Origin of the sequence: Microbacterium sp., assembly GCF_041909575.1 — a bacterium.
GTDB lineage: Bacteria > Actinomycetota > Actinomycetes > Actinomycetales > Microbacteriaceae > Microbacterium.
Genome location: NZ_JAYRDE010000185.1, coordinates 1 through 2,621, shown reverse-complemented (window position 1 = coordinate 2,621; position 2,621 = coordinate 1). Strand labels below are relative to the sequence as shown.

Annotated in this window: 3 protein-coding genes; all 3 read left to right on the top strand. The window is 75.5% G+C overall.

Annotated features, from left to right (window positions below; all coding sequences use genetic code 11):
• Positions 1-496, top strand: a 496-nt coding sequence (locus ACE3O1_RS15370; protein WP_374316537.1) for an FHA domain-containing protein, incomplete at its 5' end; no start/stop codon positions are given.
• Positions 493-1,326 (top strand): PP2C family serine/threonine-protein phosphatase, encoded by an 834-nt coding sequence (locus ACE3O1_RS15365; RefSeq protein ID WP_374316535.1) that lies wholly within the window; start codon positions 493-495, stop codon positions 1,324-1,326. The genes ACE3O1_RS15370 and ACE3O1_RS15365, both read left to right, overlap by 4 nt.
• A partial coding sequence (locus ACE3O1_RS15360) for an FHA domain-containing protein (protein WP_374316533.1) occupies positions 1,326-2,621 on the top strand: 1,296 nt, incomplete at its 3' end. The genes ACE3O1_RS15365 and ACE3O1_RS15360, both read left to right, overlap by 1 nt.

Sequence of the window (2,621 nt, the reverse complement as noted above, 5' to 3'; positions counted from 1 at the left end):
AGCTGCGGCCGGCGCGGCCGCACCGGCCGGCCCCTCGCCGTGGGCTCCGCCTCCGCCCGCCCCGACGTTCGAGCCTCCGGCGGAGCGCACCGCGGTGGCTGCGGCATCCTTCCCCGACCTCACCCGCACGGCGTCGCCGTCCACGCGCCGCGCCGCGCGGTTCGCCGATGCGCCGGTCCTCGCGGTGCTCACCTGGGACGACGGCTCGCGCATGGCCGTGTACGAGCGCACCGTGTACGGGCGCAACCCGGCGCCCGAGTCGGGGGCCGTGACCATCCCCGTGCGCGACGAGACCCTGTCGCTGTCCAAGACGCACTTCGAGATCGGCGGCGACGCGTCGGGTGCGTGGATCGCCGACCGGCACTCGACGAACGGCACGGTGCTCGTTCGCGACGGCGGGCGGCATCCGCTCGTGGCGGGACTGCCGACCTCGCTGCGCGCCGGCGACCGCCTGGAAATGGGCGACCGCACCGCGGTCGTGGGGCGCTCGTCATGACCTCCCCGGTGACCGTGGTGTTCGGGTCGGCCACCGACGCGGGGCTGCGCCGTCGGATCAACGAGGACGCGCACATCGCGGCGCCGCCGCTGTTCCTCGTCGCCGACGGCATGGGCGGCCACCACGCGGGCGAGGTGGCGAGCGCGACCGTGATCGAGGAGTTCGCCGCGCTCGCCGGACGACCCAGCCTGGGGGTGGACGAGATCCGGACCACGCTGGCTTCGGCCCGCCGCCGGGTCGAAGCCCTCCCTCCCGGTGACGGCGCCGGGGCGGGCACGACGCTCACCGGTGTGGTGATCGCCGACGTGGACGGCGAAGGCTACTGGCTCGCCATCAACCTCGGGGACTCGCGCACGTATCGGCTGAGCGACGGCGAGCTCGAGCAGGTGAGCGTGGACCATTCCGTCGTGCAGGAGCTCATCGACGCCGGCCAGCTCGACCCGGTCGCGGCGTCGCGCGACACCCGCCGCAACGTCATCACGCGCGCGATCGGGGCTGGAAGCGACGGCGACGCCGACTACTGGCTCATCCCGGCCGAGGCCGGGGACCGCATCCTGGTGTGCTCGGGCGGGCTGTCCAGCGAGCTCGATGACGAGACCCTCCATGCGATCCTCGTCGCCGAGACGCACCCGCAGTCCGCGGCGACGCGGCTCGTGCACGAGGCCATGCTCCACGGCGGACGCGATAACATCACGGCGCTGGTAGTCGACGCGACGGCCGTGAGCTCACGCGCCCACCGGCCCGGCGATCACACGGCGCCGTCGGCGCCGGTCGCCGATGAGATCGACGGCGACACGCTGCCCCGTGTCGTCGCCGCAGGGGGGTTCTGATGTCGGTCCACTATTCGCCGGGCGCGCATCCGGTGGCGGTGACACCGCACGGGTTCGCGGTGCTCGCGCCGGACACGTCGCCGGCGCTGGCCGCGCGGATCCACGCCCTCGTCGCCGACGGCCGCGGCCTCGGCGGCGTGCTCGAGGCGCTGACGGGCGCGTACGGCACCTCGCTGTCGGCGGTGCCGCCGTTCGCGGTCGCCCTGGCCGAGCGAGGAGCGGTGCGGCTGGCCGTGCGGGGCTCGTTCGTCCTCGAGATCGAGGCGGACACCGCCGAGCGCGTCTCGGGCGAGGGCGTCACCACCTGGACCGAGCGTGTGGTGCCCGAGGTCTCCCGGGTGGTCCTCGCGGGGACGACGGATGCCGCGCCTCCCGACTTCCCGGTCACCGACGGCGTCGTGCTGGCCGGCGCGCTGGCCTGGGTGCCGTCGGGTGCCGATGCCCCGTCGCCCGCGGCACCGGCACCCTCGGTACCGGCGGCACCGGCACCCGAAGCGCCGGGTCCCGAGCGTGAGGGCGCGTCCGCAGCCGCAGCCCCCGAGCCCGACGCCGGGACGGCCGAGTTCGCCGGACCGGAGCCGACACCCGCACGCGAGCCCGCGGCATCCGCCCGTCGTCCCCGCGTCGCGGTCGTGCCCGAGCCTGCGGCGGACCCGGCTCCCGTGGCGGACCCGCCTGCCGTGGCGGTCCCGGCCGCCGGGCCGGGCTTGATCGACTCGGCCGCGGTGCTCTCGGTCGCCGATACCCTGCTTCCCGCCGAGTCGACCCTCATCCCGGCCGCCGAGCCCGACCACGAGCCCGAGTCCGAGGCGGACTCCGTCGACGCGACGATCGCGCGCGCGACGCCCGCACCGGCGGTGCTGGGCGACCACGACGGCGAGACCGTATCGCTCGCCGAGGCCCGCGCGATGCGCGACGCGGACTCCGCGCCGCCGCCGCTCGCGCCGCCGCGTCCGCCGGCTCCCGGTCGCATCCGCGTGTCGCCGACCGGTCAGGTCATCGCCCTCGATCGCACGGTCGTCATCGGGCGCCGCCCGCGCTCGACGCGCGTGTCCGGGACGGATCTCCCGCATCTCGTCGCCGTCGACAGCCCGCAGCAGGACATCTCCCGCAGCCATGTGGAGCTGCGCGTCGAGAGCGACAGCATCGTCGCGACGGACCTCCACACGACCAACGGCACGACCCTGCTGCGGCACGGCGTCGACCCGGTGCGGCTGCATCCCGGGGAGGGCACGGTCGTCGTCCCCGGCGACGTGATCGACCTCGGCGACGGAATCACCGTTGCGATCGAGGCT